We start from the raw sequence: 23277 nt of genomic DNA on the forward strand, positions 1-23277 counted from the left end.
GCTATTATCTAAGCTGTCTGTCCGGTACCTGGCGTTTATCCCATTTGATATCGCTAAGTACGGATGATTTTATACCGATAAAAAAGCCCCAGTAGGTGTTATCGCCAAAAGGTACCCAGTTAAAATCCATCCTCCAGCTTAAGAGATCGCGCTCAAAGCGCAGCTGGGTAAAAGTTACTCCATTCTGTACAAAGTCATAACCTGTAGAAAAACCCATCTTCCAGCGTGGGGTGATATCAAGGTCGCCCGATACCATTACGGAGTTTCCGGTTATCCTGTTTTCACGGTTATTGTTAGAATAGGTAAGCGAGTAGGCCAGCCTTAAATTCCATGGCAGCTCGGCATTATAGAATCCGCCCTTGCTCTTGTCTTTTTTCTCTTCAATGTCTTCTTCATCAAACATACTGTTACGACTGTCGTTAAGGTTATTTGCTTTACCAAATAAATCATCTTCACGACCTCCGTTACGGGCTGTCTGGTTGTTTTTATCTTTTCCGTCGCCTTTAGAATCGCTGCTGCTTATGGAGTAGTTCAGGGAGATGTTTGCACTGGTCATCCTGAAAAGGCTTCCTCCGTTATTAATGTTATAGACATCAATTCTCTGTCCTGTATTATTGATTGCATATGGGTCTAACGTTGCTGCAAAGTTAACGTTCATTTTCTCTTTAAAAAGATTGGTACCGGCAGTTACCCTGAGCGGCGCCCATTTAAGGGAGTCGGCGGCCATATCATAGCTGGTGGTAAAATTAAGGTTGTTAAGCAGCATTATCTTTTTTGGCTTTGCGTCTGCAGAATCATCTTCGTCATTTCTTACTTTGGCTTCAAAAGTGTTGTTCACTGCGATACCCACAACATTAGAATATGATCTTCCTGGTGCGCCAAAAAGACCGTTCTCAAATCGTGTGTAGTCTTCATATTTAGTACCTGTAGCATCAATTCTGTAAGTATCCCAGTACCTGTCAAAGCTAGGGGTGTAGGTGTAAGAAATAGAAGGACGCATTACGTGGCGTATTGCCTGGATTTTTTTTGTTTCGCCAAAGTTAAACATACCATAGATGGTCGTACCTATGCTGGTAGAAAAATTGTATGTCCTGAATGCTTCAAACCCTTTTACATTTTCTATAAGCGTGTCTTTATCTATAGTAGGATTATATTCTCTCCTTACCGTATTCATTACCCATGTTTCCTGGTAGTTTGTGCTTGCCGATACACTAAACTGCTTGAAAAGCTTAAAGTTAGTGCTTAAAGGAATGCTATGCTGTAATCCTGATCTTGCGTCCCTGAACATTTCAGGTTTAAAGAAAAGGGAGTCGGTAGTTCTAATCCTGTTTTCGCCCTTAACATTATACTGGAAGTTTATGTTTTTGATGAACCCTTTTTTAGGTGCATCTGCCGGAGCAAACGGAAATATCCTGTCTACACTTGCCTGAAGCGTAGGTAGTGTCATGTTTATTTCCTGGGTCTGCGTGTTTTGGTTGTGTGTTGCACTCAGGGAGAAATTAACCTGTGGCACCGTTTGGAATGTCTTGGAATATGAAACAGATGAATACAATTGGTTGTTAAGCCTTGATCCAACATTGTCCAGGCTAAGCGAGTTTTGGTAATACCTGCTCGAACCCAAGTTTACGCTTGCCGAAAACCTCGAATTAGGATTTGCCTTGGCATCCTGGGTATGCGTCCACTGGATGTTGTAGCTCCTTGTTTTAGAATAGTCAGGAAGGCCGCGTTCGCTGGTTATAATGTTTTCAAATCGTATGTATACATTACCGTTGTAGTTGTATCGGTTTGCATAGGTAGACTGAAAACGAAGCCCATAGCTGCCATTTGTATAATAATCTCCGGTAACGGCGAGATCGTAATAATCGCTCAGGGCAAAATAATATCCTCCGTTTTGCAGAAAATACCCCTGACGGTTATTATTACCAAATGTTGGTATCAAAAGTCCCGATTCTGCCTTGTCACTCATAGGAAAAAAGGCAAACGGAAGGGCGAGCGGCGTAGGTACATCCGCAATCCACATATTTGTAACTCCAACGACTACTTTTTTGCCCGGTACAAATTTTATTTTATCAGTATAGAAATAGTATTCAGGATTGTCAATATTTTTAGACGTGGTAAAGCGTGCTCCTTTTATGTAGTATACAGAGTCATTTTCCCTCTTTGTTATTTCGCCCTTGATCCTAAATTCACCCTGATCTGTCTTTGAATTCCAAATCCTTGCTTTTTTCGTCTTAGTGTTAAAGTGTATGGAGTCCGCCTCTACGACATTGGTTCCCTGTTTAAAATAAGGGTACTGCGAGTAGTTTCCGAGTGAATCTTTTATCCTTCCGGCAAAAATCTCATTCGTATTGTATTTCATTTTGATGATACCGGACTTTAATTCGATATCTTTATAGTATAATTCGGCTTTATTGTAGAGTTCTATTTCGCCATTTACCTGATCCAGTTTTTCGTAATCTTCAGCGTTACGTCTAATGGTGGCATCAAGTTTGTTAGTCTTTTTCTTGTTGGTATCGTTTACCGTTATGTTTATCTCTTTGCCCTCAACCAGCGAATCCTTATTTACGGGAGGAATTGTATCCTTCTGTTTTTCAGACGGTACTGGTATTGATTTTGCCTTTCTTTCCTGAGCAGAAAGTTTCATGCTTCCCATTGTTAGGAAAATTGATAATAAAACGATATGAAATAAGTTTGTACGCAACGGTTTTAATACTATTTTTGTAAAAATGTGGCTTATTTTAAAAGTGTCAAACTTACAATATTTTTGTCAAAATTTACCACTAATTCTAATTATAACATTACCAGTAAAATATATACAAAACAATGATGGGGAACATAAATCTTAAACTGGCTTTTTTTACTTTTATTGCTTTCTGTTCGGCTACGTTCGCGCAGGACAATTCAAAATTCAGGGTTGTTCTTGACCCGGGCCACGGGGGTAAGGATTATGGTGCCATATACCATGATTATATAGAAAAGAACATTGCGCTTAACGTCGCGCTTAAAGTAGGCAGGCTGCTTGAGAAGGATAATTCTGTAGATGTTATCTTTACCAGGAAGACCGATGTTTTTATCGAGCTTGATGAAAGGCCTAACATTGCAAACAAGGCAAAGGCAAATGTATTTGTTTCTATTCACTGTAACGGTGAGGCAAAGAAAACAGCATTTGGTACAGAGACATTTGTAATAGGTAGCACTAAAAGCGCATCCAACCTTGAAGTCGCTAAAAAAGAGAATGATGTTATCCACCTTGAAAAAGACAAGGTAAAATATGATGGCTTTAATCCTGATTCTCCTGAGTCTATTATAGGCATATCTATACAGCAGGAAGCATACAGGGATCAGAGTATTGATCTTGCAAGCAGGGTAGAAGAACGCTTTACGGAAGACCTTAAAAGAAAAAAGAGAGGCGTTAAACAGGCTCCTTTTTGGGTACTGCACAAAACTGCCATGCCTAGTATACTTATTGAGCTGGGGTTCCTTTCATACAAATCAGAAGGGGAGTATCTAAATTCTGAAGCAGGGCAGGACGAACTTGCAGAGAGTATAGCAAAAGCTATCCTTGGTTACAAAAAGGAATATCACTCAGGAGGCAGCTCATCGTCAGACTACAGAGAACCTGTTACGGTAAAAGAAAAAGAAGTGAAAAGCAAACCTGTTGAAAAACCGGACAGTATTTCTAGTCCAAAAGCACCCGCTGCTCCAAAGCCCGGTGCCACAAAACCTGTTGCGACAGCTAAAGGCGTAATATTTAAAGTGCAGATTGCAGCAAGCGGAAAAACACTTGAGCTTGTTCCTTCAAACTTTAATGGGTTAAAAAATATTTCCAAAGATGCTTCGTCATCGGTAATTAAATACTATTACGGTGAGGTAGATAGCTATGATGAAGCCAAGAAGTTATTGGCAGAGGCAAAAGAGAAAGGATACTCGTCTGCTTTTATAGTGCCTTTCAGGGACGGCCAAAGGATAAAAATTGAAGAAGCTTTAAAAAAGAACTAAGGCTAAACCTTTAAAGTATTATTCACATTTTTATAAAATTATTGTCCTACATTTGTTAAAAAATTATACCATTTTGAAAGTATCAAGAGAAGTTAAAACCGCGGTGTTAGTTATATGTTCCATATTATTGTTTATATGGGGATACTATTTTTTAAGAGGCAGGGATTTATTTAATTCATACAAAACATATTACGTTACTTACGATAATGTTGAAGGGCTTTCTCCTTCGGCAGCTGTAACCCTTAACGGACTTATTGTTGGTAAGGTTACAGGAATTAAATTTGTTGATGCAGAAGGCAGACTTGAGATAGAAATGCAGGTGAAAACCGATTTTCCAATTTCTAAAACAAGTAATGCTACATTATATGAGCCTGGATTATTAGGCGGTAAGCAGATCGCGATTATACCGGACCTTAAAAACACAGACCTAGCCGTAGACGGTCAGCACCTTAAAGGGGGACTTAAACCGGGAATGTTGTCTGTGGTGGGAGAAAAACTTTCTCCGCTTCAGACTAAAGTTGAAGCCACAGTGGTGACTGCTGATAGTTTGCTGCACAGCTTCCATAATGTTTTTGACATGAAAACCCAGGAGAACCTTCGCATAGCTATTGCTGAAATGAGCAATACGATGAAAGAGTTCAGTAAAACTGCTGCTTCTTTAAATGGTGTTGTAGCCGGCAATAAAGGCAATATTGACGCTTCTATGAGAAACCTTAATGTTGCAACAGGTAACTTTGCTAAAATATCAGATTCTCTTGAACAGGCAAATATAGGCCAGGCAGTTAAAAATCTTGAGAAGTCTTTGGCTAAAGTGGATAACATCCTTAACGATGTTAACAGTGGTAAAGGTACTCTTGGTAAATTAATGAAAGATGAAGGTATGTATAATAACCTGAATGACGCTTCTAAAGAAATGAAGGAGCTGATTGCAGATATTAAGAACAACCCTAAACGTTATATTCATTTCTCTGTTTTTGGCAGAAAAGCTACGCCTTACACTGAAGTAAAAACAGAAGAAGTAAAGACTGAAGAGAAAAAGTAGAAAAGATTTGGTTTAATCACCTTATTATATGAGCTATATAGATAATATTCTTTTTGTTGTCGTTCTTGCACTTGGTTTTGGCTATTTTGCATTTAACGTAAAAAAACTAATTCGCAACATTAAGCTTGGGCACAACGTAGACCGTTTTGATAATCCGGGTGAGCGCTGGTCTAATATGGCAGTGATAGCACTTGGACAGTCTAAAATGGTTAGAAAGCCCGTAATGGGCATACTACACATCATAGTGTATGTAGGTTTTGTGCTTATCAACGTGGAGCTTTTAGAAATTATTATTGATGGCATTTTTGGTACACACAGGCTTTTCTCATTTATGGGAGGTTTTTATAATTTCATCATAGGCTTTTTTGAGATACTTGCCTTTGGGGTAATTGCAGCTGTAACCATATTCTGGGTAAGGAGAAATAGTATTAAGCTTAAAAGATTCGTCCACAGCGACCTTAAAGGATGGCCAAAAAGCGACGCTAATTATATCTTATATTTTGAATCGATATTAATGGTATTTTTCCTGACGATGAATGCTGCCGATGCGCATCTTCAGTCGGTTGGCGCACACCATTATGCACAGGCGGGATCTTTTCCTGTATCTTGCTTTATATCGCCGCTATTTGACGGAATGTCAGAAGGTACAGTCATGATTATTGAGCGTGCCGCATGGTGGCTCCATATTGTGGGTATCATGATATTCATGAACTACCTGTATTTCTCTAAACACCTTCACATTCTACTTGCATTTCCTAATACTTATTTTGCAAACCTTAAACCGAAGGGTAAATTTGTTAACCTTGAATCGGTTACCAATGAGGTTAAGCTTATGATGGATCCTAATGCCGATCCATTTGCAGCAGCACCGCCGGCAGCGGAGGGGGAAGTTATTGCAAAATTTGGTGCCAGTGATGTTCAGGATCTTAACTGGGTTCAGCTAATGAATGCCTACACATGTACAGAATGTGGACGTTGCACTGAGGCCTGCCCTGCAAACATAACCGGCAAAAAGCTTTCGCCGCGTAACATCATGATGAAGACTCGTGACAGGCTGGAAGAGGTAGGAAAGAATATTGATAAAAATAAAGGCACATTTGTAGACGATGGCAAAGCGCTGCTGAATGATTATATTACACCTGAGGAGTTATGGGCATGTACTACATGCAATGGCTGTGTTGAGGCCTGCCCTGTTAGCATTGATCCGCTGTCTATTATCATGGATATGCGCCGATACCTTGTTATGGAACAGAGTGCCGCACCGGTAGAACTTAACGGTATGATGACAAATATTGAGAACAATGGAGCTCCATGGCAGTACAGCCAGATGGACAGGTTAAACTGGAAAGACGAAGCATAATGAAAACAGAAGACATCGACAAGAATTTACAGCCTATTACAGAAAACGGCGAACACCTAAGCCCTATACTTCCTGAAGGGATTAAAAACTACCTTATAGATATTGACGGAACTATTTGTGACGATATACCTAATGAGGAGCCGGAAAGGATGGTGACTGCTGCTGTATATCCTGATGCACTGGAAACACTGAACAGATGGTATGATGAAGGACACGTTATCTTCTTTTTTACATCGCGTACTGAAGCACACAGGGAAATTACTGAGAACTGGCTTAAAGAGCATGGTTTTAAATACCACGGTATGCTTATGGGCAAACCAAGAGGAGGTAACTACCACTGGATTGATAACCACCTTGTAAAAGCTACAAGATACAGAGGTAAATTTACCGACCTGATTGACAAAGAAGTTACTATACAGGTTTTTGACGACGGAAAGCACGAATAATATAATTATTATGACTGATCAAAATTTTACAGTTCCTACTATGGCCGATATGATGGCTTCGGGACAGCAGCCGGAAGTTTTATTCTGGGTGGGCTGTTCAGGGAGTTTTGATGACAGGGCTAAAAAGATTACCAAAGCATTTGTTAAGATACTTAATAGTGCCAAGGTTCCTTTTGCTGTATTAGGTACAGAGGAAAGCTGTACAGGCGATCCTGCAAAAAGGGCGGGTAACGAGTTTCTGTTCCAAATGCAGGCTATGGCCAATATAGAGGTATTGAATGCTTATGAAGTTAAAAAGATAGTGACGGCATGTCCGCACTGTTTTAATACCATAAAAAACGAATATCCTGAACTTGGCGGAAACTATGAAGTGGTTCACCACACGCAGTTCTTAAAATCGCTGCTTGATGATGGCAGGCTTACCATAGAAGGCGGCCAGTTTAAGGGTAAAAAAATAACGTTTCATGACCCGTGCTACCTTGGCCGTGCCAATAATATCTATGAGGCTCCTCGCGACCTTATGGAAAAACTGGATGCCGAGCTGGTTGAAATGAAACGCTCTAAACTTAACGGGCTTTGCTGTGGTGCCGGTGGAGCACAGATGTTTAAAGAGCCTGAAAAGGGAAATAAGGATGTAAATGTGGAAAGGACAGAAGATGCCCTTGAAACACAGCCTGAAATTATTGCAGCGGGATGCCCGTTTTGCAACACGATGCTTACTGATGGTGTAAAAGCCAAAAACAGGGAGCATGATATTAAAGTAATGGATGTGGCAGAACTTATTGCCAATGCAAAGGATTTATAATATATAAGATTATGTACGTTCCGTTTGATACACTGCCTGAAGAATCCAGAATATGGATCTATCAGTCTAACAGGAAATTTTCTGATGAGGAAGTTGCCGAAATTGAAGAATCGCTAAAAGGGTTTCTTGAGACCTGGACAGCTCATGGAGCGGGACTTGAAGCTTCTTACCAGTTAAAATATAACAGGTTTATTGTTATAGCGATCAATCAGGGCACTCAGGCGGCTACAGGTTGTTCTATAGATGCTTCTGTACAATATATACAAGCGCTCGAGCAAAAATTTAACGTAGACCTTTTGGACAAGATGAACGTTACCTTTAAGCTTGGCGATCATATTGCTTATAAGCCGCTTATCGATTTTAAAAAGATGGCTAAGGAAAAAGCAGTTTCGGCAAATACTATAGTGTTTAATAATTTAGTTAATACGGTTGGAGAATGGCAGGATTATTGGGAAGTACCTGCAGGAGAGAGCTGGCACAGCCGCTTTTTTTAACTCTTATTACATACACGACAATGTAAGAATCATCATTAGCAATTGGTAATGATGATTTGTCATTTTAAAAAATACATTTATTAATGAGGTCTTTCTTAGTAGTTTTCTTTCTTGCCATTCAATTGGTTTCAGCCCAAAAAGTAAGGGTTTTTAATGATTATACTTCTGATTCCGAGAAGAAATGGGTTGACAGTATCTACAATGGGCTTTCATTTCAGGAGAGGGTTGGCCAGCTGTTTATGGTTGCTGCCTATTCTAATAAAGACTCTACTCATGTAAGGGGAGTTGACAAGCTTATAACCGATTATAAGATTGGCGGACTTATCTTCTTTCAGGGAGGACCGGTAAGGCAGGCAAAACTCACGAACCGTTTTCAGAAAAAATCTAAAATTCCGCTTTTCATTGGTATTGATGGGGAGTGGGGATTGAGCATGAGGCTTGACTCTACCTATCGTTACCCCTGGAATATGACACTTGGTGCCGTTCAGGACATGAAGCTTATCGAAAAAATGGGTCAGCAGATGGCTATTCAGGCAAAACGAATGGGCATCCATTTTAATTTTGCCCCTGTTGTAGACATCAATACAAATCCTGTAAATCCTATTATTGGTAACCGCTCTTTTGGCGAAGATAAATTTTTGGTTACAGAAAGGGCTTCGGCATTAATGCGCGGTATACAGAGCGAGGGTGTATTTGCCACAGGTAAGCACTTTCCGGGACACGGTGACACGTCTACCGATTCGCACCATGCACTACCGTTCCTTAATTTTACGAAAGAGAGACTTAACGATGTAGAATTTTATCCTTACAAACGATTATTTAATGAAGGTTTGGCGAGTATCATGGTTGCCCACCTTAACGTGCCAAGCATAGAGCCCACACCTAACTATCCTACGTCATTATCGTATAATGTAGTGACTAATATCGTTCAGGATGAACTGGGCTTTAAGGGGCTTATTTTTACCGATGCCTTAAACATGAAAGGCGCTAGTGGCTACATGCAGCCGGGAGATATTGACCTTGAGGCTTTCCTTGCAGGAAACGATGTACTGCTTTTTGCAGAAAACGTTCCGGTAGCGATTGAAAAATTTCGTCAGGCCTATGCAGATGGCGTACTTTCTGAAGATAGGCTGCAGCTTTCGGTTAAAAAAATACTGGCATACAAATACAGGGGCGGCCTGAATAAATACAAACCTATAGACCTTGCGAACCTGTACAATGACCTTAACGGACATGAGTATGATGACCTTAACTATCAGTTGTATGAAAGTGCTGTTACTGTGCTTAAGAATGAGCAGGAAACTGTTCCTGTAATGGACTTATCAAGCGAAAAAATCGCGTATGTTAAACTGGGAGACGATGATGGTTCTACGTACCTTACTACGCTTCAGAAATATGCGGATGTTACCGAAGTTCAGGAAGATACGTTAAGTGTACTTTCATCGAGGCTTAAAAATTATTCAACGGTAATCGTTGGCTATCACAAGGCAGATGGCGCGTGGAAAAAGCACGATTTATCGGCTAAAGAGCTTACATGGCTGGATACGATCTCTAAGAACAGGCGCGTTATCTTTACTAACTTTGCCAAGCCTTATACGCTAATCCCTATTAAGAGCTTTGGAAATATTAAAACCGTAATTCAGGCTTATCAGAATAATACAATTGCTCAAACGGTGGCCGCTGAGATTGTTTTTGGCGCTATCGGGTCTAAAGGTAAACTGCCGGTAACAATAGGTTCTTCGTTTAAGCTCAATGACGGATTATTTACCCGTTCAACAAACAGGCTGGCATTTACAACACCTGAAAACGCCGGTATGAGTACCGCTAAACTATCTAAGATAGATATGATAGCGCAGCGTGCCATTAAAGAAAAAATGACGCCGGGAATCCAGGTTTTGGTTGCAAGGCACGGAAAGGTGATCTATCAAAAGTCATTTGGCTACCATACATATGACAATGATGTGAAGGTTAAAAATTCCGACGTTTATGACGTGGCTTCGCTTACCAAGATATTATCCACACTGCCTAACGTAATGCAACTGTATGATACAGGAAAAGTAAACCTTGAGACTAAATTGGGCGATATGATTCCTGCATTGGCAGACACCGATAAGAAGAATATTACCTTAAAAGATATGTTGCTGCACCAGGCGAGGTTTCAGGCATGGATACCGTTCTACCAGGAAACGCTTGACAGTAACAAAAAACCGGATTCATTGCTGTATAGAAAGGCTTTCAGTCCTGAATTCCCTAACCAAGTGGCAGAAAACCTGTTCCTTGTTAAAGGCTACAATGACACTATCGTATCTCGTATAGGCGATAGTAAACTGCTTAAGAGAAAAGAGTACAAATACAGCGATTTTACATTTATCCTGCTTAAAGAATACTTAGAAAAACAAACAGGTAAACCACTTGATATCCTGGCACAGGACGCTTTCTATAAACCGCTTGGTGCTTCGTACACGACGTATAACCCACTGCGTAAATTTGATATGTCTGTAATTCCGCCAACAGAGATAGATAACTATTTCCGTTATCAGGTGATACAGGGATATGTTCACGATATGGCCGCTGCGATGGAAGACGGTATTGCAGGACATGCGGGATTGTTCTCTAACGCCATGGATGTTGCCAAGATCATGCAGATGTACCTTAATAAAGGAAACTATGGAGGCAGGCAGTATTTCTCTGCAAAAACATTTGATACGTTTAACACCTGCTATGCTTGTAAAGAAGGCAACAGGCGCGGACTTGGCTTTGATAAGCCGCAAATTGAAAAATCAGGGCCTACCTGCGGATGTGTTTCTAAAGAAAGTTTTGGGCATACCGGATTTACTGGAACGATGACATGGGCAGATCCTGAAACAGGAATTATTTATGTTTTCCTTGCTAACCGTACATATCCTGAAGCAGGGGAGAACAGGCTTTCTAAAGAGAATATAAGGGAAGATATCCAAAAAGCGATACAGGAAGCGATAATTGAATAAATTTATTTGATAGTGCGTGGATTGTTCATCTAAAACGCACCAATAACTGATAACCATAAACCAGGAACCACTATGCAGTCATCGGCAGTTACACCACAGGAGTATATAGACAACTTACCTGAAGACAGGAAAGATGCCATGAAAAAACTAAGAGAGGTTATCGTGAAAAACCTGCCTGAGGGTTTTCAGGAGCAAATGAGTTACGGTATGCTGGGGTGGGTTGTGCCGCATTCGGTATATCCGTCAGGGTATCATTGCGATCCTAAACTGCCACTGCCTTTTTTAAATATCGCTTCGCAAAAGAATTTTATTGCTGTTTATACCATGGGATTGTATGCCGACAAAGATATGCACGACTGGTTTATTGCAGAATTCCCCAATCATAGCAAGTATAAGCTGGATATGGGTAAAAGCTGTATCCGGTTTAAGAAACCCGATGCAATACCTTTTGAACTGATAGGTGAGCTGGTCTCTAAAATGACCATGGAGCAATGGATCGCCTTATATGAAAAGAATTATAAGCACTAATATTTTGGCAGATATCTATTACGTTAATTTATATTGAAAACAGGCTTTGCCTGTTTTTTTTGTGTAATTTCGTTACCTTTATTTTGACATTATATGAAAATTGCAATAGTTTGTTATCCAACCTTTGGAGGTAGCGGTGTTGTAGCTACCGAGCTAGGTTTGGAACTGGCCCGTAAAGGGCACGAAATCCATTTTATCACTTATAGCCAGCCCGTGCGACTGGCACTTTTAAACCCCAATATACATTATCACGAAGTTCACGTTCCTGAATATCCTTTGTTTCATTACCAGCCGTATGAGTTGGCGCTATCCAGCAAACTGGTAGATATGGTAAAGCTTTATAAGATCGAACTGCTGCACGTGCACTACGCCATCCCTCATGCTTATGCGGGCTATATGGCAAAGAAAATGCTTAAGGAGCAGGGAATACGCATACCAATGGTTACTACGCTCCACGGAACCGATATTACGCTTGTGGGCAATCACCCGTTCTATAAGCCTGCGGTAAGCTTTAGCATCAATCACTCTGATATTGTAACATCGGTATCTCAGGATCTTAAAGATGCTACCTATCGTTTGTTTGATATTAAAAGGGAGATTGAGGTCATCCCTAACTTTATCGAAATCGATAAGAACCGTTTTGATGTGACCTCTGAATGCCACAGGTCTATGATGGCTACCGAAACCCAAAAGATTGTTACGCACATAAGTAACTTCAGGAAGGTAAAACGTATCCCGGATATCATTAAGATATTCTTTGAGATCCAAAAGGTAATGCCTGCCAAGCTGATGATGGTAGGGGATGGCCCTGAAAAAGCCCCTGCGGAAGCCTTATGCGAAGAACTTGGAATTAGCGATAAGGTAATATTCTTTGGAAACAGTAATGAAATAAACAAGATACTTTGCTTCTCTGACCTGTTCCTTCTTCCGTCTGAAACAGAAAGTTTCGGGCTTGCGGCACTTGAGGCTATGGCCAGCGGTGTTCCGGTAATATCAAGTAATACAGGCGGTCTTCCTGAGGTTAACAAGGAAGGCGTTTCGGGTTATCTTGGAAATGTGGGAGATGTGGAGTACATGGCTAAAAAAGCTATAGAAATACTTTCTGATGACGAAAAGCTTCTTGAATTTAAATCTAACGCCCTAAAGGTATCCAAGGAATTTGACGTACAGGCTATTGTACCGATGTATGAAAGGGTATACCGTAAGGCTCTAAAAATGCAAAGCAAATGAAAAAAATGATCGCTTTTAGTGTAATGCTTTTAACGATAGTTACAGCATGCACCACAAAACAAGGTGTTACAACGAAGTCTGATAATGCATACCAGACGCTTACCCAAAATGAATACGGAGGCAGGGAAACCAAATCGCACGAGGTGATAACAACCTCTGCTGTCCTTGCTACGCTTTATAAGGAGCTTAATATAGAGCAGGTTCCCTCTGTTGATTTTGATAAGTATAATGTTGTTGCATTATTCCTTGGGCAAAAGAACAGTGGCGGCTACAAAATAGGTATTAAAAGTGTAACTGTTGATGGTAATACGGCTACGGTAAATACAGAAGAAACCGAACCGTCAGGGATGTCTACCATGGCGATTACAAATCCATACAATATCGTTAAAATAGCAAAGACTAAGAATGTTGTTGTAAAATAACAGTTTTGTGTATAAATGAAAATCCCCAAGTCTATTCGGCTTGGGGATTTTTTTATTTTTTTATCTTCAGTTCTACATACAGCGGAAAATGATCTGACGGGTAACGCCCCGACTTGACTTCCTGGATTGCCCTGTATTCCTTTACTTCAACACCTGTCTTAGGAACAAATACATAGTCGATTCGTATTTTGGCTGGCTCATTTACTTTGAAATCATTAAAGGTAGCTTCAGGGCCGCTCACCTTTTTAGCGATCTTTCTGCTGTCTCCAAGTTCGGCGCTTAGTACCTTAACGCTTTCGCTTGTATCTTCAAGGTTAAAATCGCCTGTAAGTATGAATGGCAGGTTTTGTGTATTCAGCTCCTTAATTTTTGCCAGTATCATCTTAGAGGCATTAACACGGGCTAGATTGCCTATGTGGTCAAAATGTGTGTTGAATGCCCATATTTTTTGTTTCGTCTTTATGTTTTCAAACAAACCGTAGGTACAAACCCTCCTACAGGCGGCATCCCATCCAAATGATGGTGTCTCCGGCGTTTCAGACAGCCAGAATGTTGATTGCTGCAACACCTTGTATTTCGACGAATTGTAAAATATGGCCGAAAATTCGCCTGCACGTTTCCCGTCGTCACGGCCTACACCTATGTAGTCATAATTCTTAAGATACTCTTCAAGGTAATCCATTTGTTGCGGAAGCGCTTCCTGCACACCCATAAAATCGGGTAAAAGCCCTATTACCTGAGCTGCGAGCATATCTTTGCGGTTATCCCAGCGATTTTCTCCGTCGCTTGATACATCAAGACGGATGTTATAACTCATTACTTTTACATTCTGTGCATCTGCATTGGCAAAGGCCAAAAAGCACAGCGCTGATACAATTAATCTTTTCATTTTTTATTTATTAATAAGGCAGGTAACCATGTCCTGCCAGGTCTTCTTTAGTTGTAACGGGTATAAGCCTTCCGTTTTTAAGCAGCAGGTTCCTGTCTGAAGTCAAAAATACATCATTATAATAATGATCGGTAATAATAATGCCTTTGGTAACTTTAATTTGATGCAAAAATTCCCTGATCTTTTCGCGGTAAAGTGGTTCTATCATTGAGAAAGGTTCGTCAAGCAGCAGGAATGGGTGAGGCATATGTGCTATAAGCATAAGTTCAAAATAACGCAGCTCACCCATTGATAACTTACCGGCAACCGTCGCCGAAATTTTAGCAATCATAGCATCGCACAAAATTTTCTCTTGTAAAGCCTGATCGTCATGGCACATCATAATAATGTCGTTCACCTTTAGCCCTTTTGGTAAACAAGATATTTGCGGAAGGCAGGCAATAAGCCGTTGCGGTATTATGTTCTTTACATCGATACCTCCCTTATTAATATACAAACGGCAGGTATCGGGCTTTAAGGTGCCTGAAAGTATTTTTAGCAATGTGGATTTACCGCTGCCGTTGCGCCCGAAGATGCCAACTATTTCTCCCGTTTCTACTTCCAGGCCGATATAATCAAGAATTGTTTTATCACCAAAATTTTTGGTAAGGTCAGTTATGGTTAGTACTGGCATGGCTATGCAAAAAGTATAATTAATGTCAATACAGGAACTCCTATGACAAGGTTAATATAAAAAGTCTTTAAAGCTAATGTAAGCCTTGTATAGCCCATATTGTGATAGAAGTAGTATTCGTGTTTGTAATAGTAATCAAAAGCCAGTATGCCTAGCGCTATGCCAAATGTAGCAAACAAAATAGGCAGCCAGTAAATATTTTGAGAAAAGAAAGCAAGCAGGATGCTGGCCACAAGATTTACCAAAGTTGTTTTTATGTAGTAATGCCAAAATGTTTTCATGCAGGATAATTGGTTTACCCAAAAATATTCAATTTAGGTTTAATAGGTATAGGCAGGTAAAAATTTATTAATGGGCTTTTGCCTTAAATGCAGAACGGCTGCCCCATTTGGGGCAGCCGTTCTTTTATAACCTTTTTTAGGAAAACTATTCCTGTCTGTTGATGTAGATCCATCCGGTGTCAGTTCCACCAGCTGAACGCTCAATCACATAGTAGTAAGTACCTGTAGGAAGTTCGTCGCCGTTGCTTCCCTGGCCTTGCCACTCATTAGTATAATTCCCTTTAGTATACACTTCCTGTCCGTAACGGTTAAAGATAGCCAGTTTTCTTACTCCCATGTATTGAAGGTCGAAACTGTCATTTTTACCATCACCGTTAGGCGATATACCTTTTTGTATCGTACAGCCTATACCATCTACGGTATAAGATCTTGTAGTCTCACATCCGTTTACATTTACTGTAAGGAATAGTTCCATTGGGAAAGTGTCAGTCTCAGGCGTACTATTTACATAGTCAGATACATTAAATGTAAATGTATCAGTACCTACAGGAGTACCTGAAGCTGTTTTCCAAACAAAAGTAAGAGAAGTGTCGTTGTCGTCAAAGCTTCCGTTTTCAGGAGCAGCAGTAATAACAAACGCAGTTCCCTGACAGTCGCCTTCAAATCCAAAGGCAAGTTCGCTTCCTATTGTAAATGTATACGGGAAACTATCGCCACTGATACAATTTGCAGCATCACCCGCATAAGTATAGGTAACCGTATGCACACCAGGCTGGCTTGCAGCCACATTAACCGTACCCGTAACAGGATCAATAACGAGTCCGTTAGTACCTGTAAATGTACCACCTGTCGCAAAGCCGGCAGCTAAGTTAGGCGAAGCATCAGCCGCACCGTAGCAGAAGCTGTTGTCATAATCAAAATCAATAACAGGATCAACCTGCTGCGTGATAACGATAGTTACAGTATTTGTACCTGCTTCAAAACAGTCAGCAGCATTCTCATCAACTGTATATGTTACAGCATAAGAACCGGCTGCACTTGCGGCCACATTGATTTCACCAGTAACAGGATCTATTATAAGACCTGCATTATCGGCAGTAAATGTACCACCTGCCCTGAATCCTGCTGCAAGAGCCGGAGACTGGTTGGCAGCGACAGAACATACCGGAGTAGTGTAGCTAAATCCTGTTTCGGCAACAGCTAGCGGCGTGATAGTAATATCAACACTTGTAGAACCACCAGGGTTACAGTTAGCCGGGTTAGGATTTATTGTGTACGTAACAATGTGTAATCCCGGCGTACTTGCACCCGGATTGATCTCTCCTGTAACAGGGTTTATTATTAAACCTGAATCTGAAGAATAGGTACCCCCAGTAGTGAACTCTGTTACAGGAACAGCAACAAGGTTGTCGCCTGCAATACAAACACTGGTTACAGCATAACTAAATCCTGTAGAAGGAGCGTTAGAAGGGTTTATGGTAACATCAATTTTAGTTCTGTCACCTTCACAACCCGAAGCAGATACCTGGCTTACATAGTATGACCTCGTTACAGGTGTTGTAGTACCTGCAGGCAGCGTTGTATCTGGAGTGATAGCCGTTGTAGAAGCTGTTCCTCCGGTTGCAACATCGTACCAGTTTAGCGTATTGCCAACCTGTACCGTAGCTGTTAACGGATTAACAACAGCATCCTGGCAGTACGTATATGCCGTAGTAGCTGCAGGAGCATCAGGAATAACATTTACTGTTACTTCGATAGCAGCTCTTGGGCTGACACATCCGTCAGGAGATGTTTGAGACACATAATATGTCGTTGTGCCTAAAGCTGACGTATTAGGAGTAGGAGCATCTGTAAGGGCAGTTCCTCCGGTTGCAACATCATACCAGTTAAGCGTGTTGCCGGTTAAAGCAGTCGCTGTAAGTGCCGTTGCAGTGGTATTGATACAGTAATTAACAGGAGTTGTTACTACAGGAGCAGGAACGTCACCGTCGTCAAAAACAACAGTAAACTCGCTGCTGCAGTATTGTGTAGTCCAATGGTATTTATAAGTACCTCCCACTGTAAATCCTGTAATTGTTGTGTTAGGATTTGTAAAGTCTGTAACTAGAGTTTCGCCCGGGTTAGAAGGATCTTCACTCCACTCGCCAGAACCGGCAGCAGTAACAGTTAATACATTATTTACACAGTCAAGGTTTTCAGGACCGTAAGATATAACGGCGTTGTTTGCAGTAAACTGGATTCCGTCAAGGAAGTTACCAATACTTCCGTCGCCATTACATTGAGACGCCGACTGGAAGATAAAGCGCGTTACAGGCTGTGTAGATGTATAAGTACCAGTGTACTCAATCCATCCGTTTATGCCTGTAGTGGCTGTTGTAACTACAGTATACTGGCTCACTGGCTGATCAGGAGATCCTGCAAGAAGCTGGCAGCTATCTGTACAGCTTCTTCCCATGTGGGCAAACTTGTACGTAAATGTTGTAGCATTTGGCGTAGCGTAATCCTGGTAAAGACCGGCAACTACGTTAGCATTAAGCTCAACAAACTGTCCTCCGTCATACGCCGGTTTGTTCTCCATATTTACAGGAGGCCAGAATTCAATGATACCATCAGGTGCTGTAGTTCTCCATCCTTGTACCGTGTTATGATGTATCATAGCAGGGAATGGTGATGGCGGTGTTACTACAGGGAATGGTGTAGGCTGTTCAAAATTATAGTTAATTGTTGTTACAGCACAGTCAGATGTACCTCCACTCTGTAAAGGATCGGGTGTATTAACACATACTTTGAACGATGTATTAAGATTAGGAGCAGCGTTGTTTATGTACAGCCTTACTTTATACGTGTTTCCAGGTGTAAGGTTTCTTGCTGCCAATACATTTATTGAGCTGCACTCTAATTGCAGTAATACGTCGCATTGTGTACCTTCATAAAGTGCAATTACTACAGGCTGAGGAGTACCTACAACCGGTACAAATTGAGAAAGCTCAATGTTTGCCCTGTCTGAAGTTGCTACAAATTCAAACCATATATCCGCACCGTTTGTTCCTCCGCAGGCAAATGGCTGTGGCGATGGCGTTGCTCCCAGGTAAGAAGTAATGGCAAAATCTGCACACTCTTCTCCAATAGGGTTAACTGTTAATGTATAAGCGCCAGAACATTCGTCGTTTGCAATAGCAGTTGTAAAGGCAAATGGCCCTGTCCATTTGCTCTTGTCTGTAGGGTTACAGACAGAACGTACATAATATACGTAGCTTGTAGACGGCTCAAGTTCAGGAGTAGTGTAAGGGAAAGGTTTAGAACCCGCAGAAATACCTTGTGTATCAGCTGTTGGAGAAGGCTGTCCTGCCGGAGCAACATAAACTTCCCATGCTGCTGCTGTACCTGCCTCATTCCAGTTGAACGTAGCGCCAGACTGCGTTATGTCGCTAACTGATTGTGCAGTAGGCCTTGGACAGGTAATAACAGAAAAATCTACGTTATCAATAGCAGCAGGTGCCTGATTTCCTGTAAAGGTGTTATTAACCCACTCGAAAACAATACGCTGGTTAGTTCCCGCAAAAGCTGTAGGATCCAGTATAGTGCTTGAGTTTGTCCATGAAGATGCATTGTAAAGTGGGTTTACAATAAGCACACGATCGGCAGCTGCAGTAATCTGCGTTCCCGGTGTAGGTACAAATGTAGTTGGTACCCTCCATACCCTTACGTAGTCATTAACCTCACCCACGTTCTTATAGTTGAACGAGAAGTCTAACGGTACAGTACCCGATGGTATAATGAAATCTTTATACGCGTGTACTACAGATCCAGATGTAATGTTGTATGCATTAGTTTCGCCTAATGTGTTACTTATGTACAATGAGTTGTTAGGGCTGTTTGATATAGCCGGGCCAACTACCCATTTGTTAACCTGGGTTCCGTTGTTGATAGTCCATCCATACGCATTACCATCAAAAGTTTGAGAGTAGTTAAGTGATGATGCCACTTGTGGCGTATTAAACTGTAACGGGCCTATCCATAAACTTGTACTTCCGGGACCACAATTAGACCTAACCCAAATATTGTAATTTGTAGAATCGGTAAGACCAGACAAAGTTACCGACGGGGTTGCTACGTTTCCTGTTGGGGCTGTAGCTGTTCCCGGAGGAGTAGGAGAAGTAGAGTAGTAGTAATCATAAGTAGGAGTAACCGATGTAGGCGGTGTCCATGTAAATGACGTTCCTGCTATACTGTTAGATGTCATTGCAAGGTTTGATGGAACCGGACAGGTAACTTTATACAAGTTGATGTTGTCTATAGCAGCAGGTGGCTGTGTTCCTGTAGCTGCGGTGTTTCTCCATTCAAATATAAGCCTTCTTGTTTGCCCCTGAAGTGTAATGGCGCTAAACGTAATGTTTGCGGTTGTCCATACCCCGTTATCAGAGAAGTTACCGCCAAGCTGTGTACGTCCTGCAGCGGCAGTGATCTGTGTGCCTGTTGTAGGATTAAAATCTACTGGTACAAGCCAAATCCTGAAATAGTCAACATTTGCTTCGCCAATGTTCTTCCAGTCAAACGAAAGTATAGCGTCATCTATTGCCGATGGAAAAGTTATATCCCTGTAAGCATGAACTACAGATGCAGCAGTAATAGTATATCCATTACTTACACCATTATCGTTAGATATGTACAATGAGTTCGGCGCGCTTTTGCTTACTGCACTTCCTACAACCCATTTGTTTGTCTGCGTACCATTTACAAGCTGGAATCCGTGAGGCCCGTTATCAAAGTTCTGAACATAGTCCATAGGAGCAGGTATCTGCGGCGTAATAAATGCCAGCGGGCCTATCCAGTAACTTTTGCTTGTAGTACTACAGCTGCTTCTTACCCAGATATAATGCTGAGTAGAAGTAGGCAGGTTGTTTACCGTTACAGAGGCAGTTAGTGTACTTCCTGTACCAGCTTCAGTATTTGCAGGTGCAGTGTTTGTGGTAGATATATAGTAATCATATCCCGGTGCACCAGATGTAGGAGCAGTCCATGTAAATGATGCAGCAGACTGGCTAAGCGCAGAAAGCACTATTGCAGATGGCTGAGGACAAGGAACAACCTTTAGGTTAATGTTATCTATCGCGGCAGGAGATTGTGTTCCTGTAGCTGCACTGTTTCTCCATTCAAAAACAAGCCTTCTTGTAGTAGCACCGTAGGTAGAGGCCTGGATAATGTTTGCAGAATTTACCCACGTGGTGCTTTGCGTAGAGTTACCTCCTATCTGAATGCGTCCTGTACCGGCAGTTATTTGTGTACCCGGTGTAGGTACAAAATCTGTAGGTACCAGCCATACCCTGAAGTAATCTACAGCGCTTTCGCCATTAGATTTCCAGTCGTATGTTAACTCAAGCTGATCAAGCGTTGCAGGCATTTGAATATCCCTGTATGCCTGTACTACCGAAGCTGCATTGATGTTATAGGTATTTGTTGTACCATTATCTTCAGAAATGTATAATGAATTTGCAGGGCTGTTGCTTGTTGCAGATCCTACTGCCCATTTATTAGCCTGCGTACCATTATTTAAACTCCATTCATGGTTTCCAAGATCAAAATTCTGGGTGTAATCCAATATTGCAGGAATTTGCGGAGCAACAAAATACAATGGGCCAGCCCATGTACTCTTGTCGTTAGGCCCGCAATTTGCCCTTACCCAGAAATAGTTTGAGCTCGATGGCGTTACAGCAACGTTAGTAGTTGTTGTTCCGGCAGTTCCTGTAGGAGCAGTTGTTCCTGTAGGCGCTGTTTGAGTTGAGCTTACATAATATTCATATCCTGAGGCAGGAACCTGTACAGGAGCTGTCCAGTTTATGGTTGCCTGCGTAGGGGTCAGTCCATTTGCAGCCATTACCGGTGCGGTAGGAGCAGGGCAGGTAATGATAGAGAAGTTGATGTTGTCTATCGCTGCCGGTGGCTGGCTTCCTCCTGATGTATCACTTTTCCACTCAAATATAAGCCTCATGGTTGTATTTGAATAAGCCGCTGCATTTATGACGTTATTAGACGTTGTCCACGCCGCACTTGAAACAAGGTCGCCGCCAATTTTTACACCTCCGGCAGGAGCAGTAGGTAATTGCGTGCCTGCAACCGGTGTAGTAGATACAGGAACAAGGTAAACCCTTATAAAATCCCAACCTGATTCACCAATGTTTCTCCAGTCAAATGCAAGGTTAAGCTGGTTTGAATTGGCAGGAATAAAGACATCCCTAAATGCATGAACTGTGGTGTTAGACGTTGTGCTATAGGTATTGTTAAGGCCATTATCGTTACTTATATATAACGAGCGCGTGCCGCCATTGCTGGCTGCAGTGCCTACCACCCATTTGTTAGTAAGGTTACCGTTACTAAGTGTCCATCCGTGGGGAGTTGTCTCCCAATCCTGTGTATAGTTCAGGATTGCCGGAATCTGGGTAGTCGTAAACTGGAATGGCCCTGACCAGATACTGAATGTTCCGTCACCGCAATTGGCTCTTACATAATACTCGTAGGCGCTTGAAGATGTAAAAGGAACGCCTGCAGCTGTTTGGGTAACTGTAATTGTATTTTGCGTTACATTCTGGCCGGCCGTAAGTGGTAAGCCAGCTCCCGTGTTCTGTACATATACCTGCCACGAAGCAGCGGTGCCCGCCGCCCATGTAAGATCGGCAGATGTTGCCGTTGCGTTGTTAGCAGCTAAGGCTGTTGGCGCAGCACACGATACTTTTTGTATTGTAAGTGTATATGGCGTAGTTTGTGCAGATGTAGTAGAGGATACTACTATATAGATAGTATTGTTTGCCGTAACAGCAAGCGATGCTATATCAATAGTAGGGGTTCCTGTACCACCTGCAATACATGCCGCACCTATGTTAGCACAGCTGCTGTAAACAAACATACCTGCCCCGGTACCTGTACCGGAAAGGTTAATGTTAATGTTTTCGTTTACAGTGGGTGTATAAGAATATACAACATCGTTACCTGAAAGGTAGTTACCTGTAGCATTACAACCCGTACCGGCAGCACCTTCATAATTGTCGGCAAAGTTTGAGGTATTGTTTGTTGTAGTATAAGGCGGGGGTGTAACAACTATAGGATTACTACAATTTTCACCAAGGGCGGCAGTGTTAAAAAACACAGGCCCTATCAGTTCGCTCGTTCCACCGTCGCTACATATAGCCCTAATATAGGCTTTGTAGGCTGTCGCCGGATCTAACCCTGTTGTAATAGTATAAGGAGGCTGTCCGTTATACGTTACACCTGTACCTGTGGGTGATTCATAGTCATGAACAATTTCCACGCTCCATGCAACAGCTCCACCGGTGTTTACCCAGTTTAGCGTAATACCGTTAAGTGTAGGTGTGTTAGCTGTAAGGGTTGTTGGTGCAAAACATTGCGAAACCACACTTACATCATCTACAAGCCAGCGGTCTTTAAAATCACCTTCCATAACAAAGGCAATATGAACAGAGCCTGTAATGTTAGGTAGTGTAATTACTTTTTCGTAATACTCCGTTTGCGTTGGGTTTAGCTGTGTTTCTGTCCACGTTTGCAGATCAGTGTAGGCTGCAAGGTTTGCAGGATTTGAGTCGGTAGAGATTTTAACTTTGTAAATTCCCCCCTGGTCTCCGGGAGTTGTAAGCCTTGAAAAAAAACGTAAAAGTCCGTTTGTAGGCATGTTAAAGTAAGGTGTGATCAGCCAGTCTCTTGGTGCCGGCGTACCATCTGTTACATTTTCCCTGTCAAGATACGCTGCATATTGCCCTGTATGTGCAGGTTGCAGCGTGTTTGCAGGGTTGTTTCTGGTCCATGTTACAGCAGGACCAATTTCATTCACAACTGTCCACCCGGTGGGAGCAGGGGGTGTTCCTGTTGTCCATGCTGTTTCAAATCCCTCTGGGGGGAGCTGTGCATGGGCAAAAACCGACAGTAGTGATACAAAGATCAGTAGTGTAAATTTTTTCATAAAAAATAGTTAATATTAGGTTTAAGTTTTAAAACTAATCAAAAAAACAGGTTAATGGATAATAACCCTATGCATAATTCTTGAACTTTAACTAAAAAAAACAAAAAAAATGTAAAATGTTATAATCTTAACTTTTGAAAATATTATTATAA

The 23277-nt window shown here is 41.6% G+C and carries 15 protein-coding genes; 10 read left to right on the top strand and 5 right to left on the bottom strand.

All coding sequences use genetic code 11. The annotated features are described in order from the left end of the window. Positions 1 to 4: 4 nt before the first annotated feature. The gene (locus R1T16_RS00180) at positions 5 to 2644 is read right to left on the bottom strand and encodes a putative LPS assembly protein LptD (protein WP_317499033.1); all 2640 of its coding nucleotides are present in this window, start codon (positions 2642 to 2644) and stop codon (positions 5 to 7) included. Positions 2645 to 2823: 179 nt separating this feature from the next. Between R1T16_RS00180 and R1T16_RS00185 the strand changes: the two genes are divergently transcribed. The 10 genes from R1T16_RS00185 (at position 2824) to R1T16_RS00230 (ending at position 13313) form a co-directional block, all read left to right on the top strand. After that, positions 2824 to 3999, top strand: a complete 1176-nt coding sequence (locus tag R1T16_RS00185) for an N-acetylmuramoyl-L-alanine amidase (protein ID WP_317499034.1) — start codon at positions 2824 to 2826, stop codon at positions 3997 to 3999. A gap of 73 nt (positions 4000 to 4072) precedes the next feature. Next, positions 4073 to 5041 (top strand): MlaD family protein, encoded by a 969-nt coding sequence (locus R1T16_RS00190; RefSeq protein ID WP_317499035.1) that lies wholly within the window; start codon positions 4073 to 4075, stop codon positions 5039 to 5041. A gap of 28 nt (positions 5042 to 5069) precedes the next feature. Next, entirely contained in the window at positions 5070 to 6401 is a 1332-nt protein-coding gene (locus tag R1T16_RS00195) for a (Fe-S)-binding protein (RefSeq protein ID WP_317499036.1), read from the top strand. Continuing rightward, positions 6401 to 6847, top strand: coding sequence for a phosphoheptose isomerase (locus tag R1T16_RS00200; RefSeq protein WP_317499653.1), 447 nt, complete (start codon positions 6401 to 6403; stop codon positions 6845 to 6847). Before R1T16_RS00195 ends, R1T16_RS00200 begins: the two co-directional genes overlap by 1 nt. A gap of 10 nt (positions 6848 to 6857) precedes the next feature. After that, the gene (locus R1T16_RS00205) at positions 6858 to 7652 is read left to right on the top strand and encodes a (Fe-S)-binding protein (protein WP_317499037.1); all 795 of its coding nucleotides are present in this window, start codon (positions 6858 to 6860) and stop codon (positions 7650 to 7652) included. 11 nt (positions 7653 to 7663) lie between these two features. Continuing rightward, positions 7664 to 8146, top strand: a complete 483-nt coding sequence (locus tag R1T16_RS00210) for an ABC transporter ATPase (protein WP_317499038.1) — start codon at positions 7664 to 7666, stop codon at positions 8144 to 8146. An 83-nt stretch (positions 8147 to 8229) separates the two neighbouring features. Next, positions 8230 to 11133: a glycoside hydrolase family 3 N-terminal domain-containing protein gene (locus tag R1T16_RS00215; RefSeq protein ID WP_317499039.1), complete on the top strand. Its 2904-nt coding sequence runs from the start codon at positions 8230 to 8232 to the stop codon at positions 11131 to 11133. Positions 11134 to 11205: 72 nt separating this feature from the next. Then, complete coding sequence (locus tag R1T16_RS00220; protein ID WP_317499040.1) at positions 11206 to 11661, top strand: DUF1801 domain-containing protein; 456 nt, start codon at positions 11206 to 11208, stop codon at positions 11659 to 11661. Positions 11662 to 11754: 93 nt separating this feature from the next. After that, complete coding sequence (gene bshA / locus R1T16_RS00225; RefSeq protein ID WP_317499041.1) at positions 11755 to 12891, top strand: N-acetyl-alpha-D-glucosaminyl L-malate synthase BshA; 1137 nt, start codon at positions 11755 to 11757, stop codon at positions 12889 to 12891. Further along, on the top strand, positions 12888 to 13313 hold the full coding sequence (locus R1T16_RS00230; protein ID WP_317499042.1) for a protease complex subunit PrcB family protein: 426 nt from the start codon (positions 12888 to 12890) through the stop codon (positions 13311 to 13313). Before bshA ends, R1T16_RS00230 begins: the two co-directional genes overlap by 4 nt. Positions 13314 to 13365: 52 nt before the next feature. Here the strand turns inward: R1T16_RS00230 and R1T16_RS00235 are convergent, their stop codons facing one another. The 4 genes from R1T16_RS00235 to R1T16_RS00250 form a co-directional block, all read right to left on the bottom strand. Next, complete coding sequence (locus tag R1T16_RS00235) at positions 13366 to 14202, bottom strand: endonuclease/exonuclease/phosphatase family protein (RefSeq protein WP_317499043.1); 837 nt, start codon at positions 14200 to 14202, stop codon at positions 13366 to 13368. A 10-nt stretch (positions 14203 to 14212) separates the two neighbouring features. Next, on the bottom strand, positions 14213 to 14875 hold the full coding sequence (locus tag R1T16_RS00240) for an ATP-binding cassette domain-containing protein (protein WP_317499044.1): 663 nt from the start codon (positions 14873 to 14875) through the stop codon (positions 14213 to 14215). A gap of 2 nt (positions 14876 to 14877) precedes the next feature. Next, positions 14878 to 15156: a hypothetical protein gene (locus tag R1T16_RS00245; RefSeq protein WP_317499045.1), complete on the bottom strand. Its 279-nt coding sequence runs from the start codon at positions 15154 to 15156 to the stop codon at positions 14878 to 14880. Positions 15157 to 15301: 145 nt separating this feature from the next. Next, complete coding sequence (locus R1T16_RS00250; protein WP_317499046.1) at positions 15302 to 23125, bottom strand: gliding motility-associated C-terminal domain-containing protein; 7824 nt, start codon at positions 23123 to 23125, stop codon at positions 15302 to 15304. Positions 23126 to 23277: the final 152 nt, after the last annotated feature.

This window comes from Flavobacterium sp. DG1-102-2 (genome assembly GCF_033042555.1).
Classification (GTDB): Bacteria; Bacteroidota; Bacteroidia; order Flavobacteriales; family Flavobacteriaceae; genus Flavobacterium.